Below are 308 nucleotides of genomic sequence, written 5' to 3'. Positions count from 1 at the left end.
CACCATACCAGTGAGCACGTCGACGTACTGATAGGATTGACGAGCGGTGCGACCGCGCTTGCGGTCGACTTCCCTGATGAACAGCTGCGGGTGAACCTGGGTGAGCACGCCTTCGCTCTCGACGATCTTCGAGCGGCCCATGTTGGCGCGCACTTTCAATCGTTGACCGACGAAATCATTCAAGGTATCATGAATGCCATCGACGATCTTTGCCTGCTTGGCCAAATCCATTGACTAACTTCCTCCCATGTTGGCGGTACAAGTACAGCCCCATATCATACCACGATTGTCACCCCCCGCAACTTTTT

The 308-nt window shown here is 54.2% G+C and carries 1 protein-coding gene; it reads right to left on the bottom strand.

Features of this window, described 5'->3' with window-relative positions; all coding sequences use genetic code 11:
- On the bottom strand, positions 1-231 hold a 231-nt coding region (locus tag NE591_RS13910), incomplete at its 3' end, for a Veg family protein (protein ID WP_256156938.1).
- Positions 232-308: the final 77 nt, after the last annotated feature.

The organism is Adlercreutzia sp. DFI.6.23, from assembly GCF_024462535.1.
Taxonomy (GTDB): Bacteria; Actinomycetota; Coriobacteriia; order Coriobacteriales; family Eggerthellaceae; genus Adlercreutzia; species Adlercreutzia rubneri.
This window is presented reverse-complemented; position numbering and strand designations above follow the sequence as displayed.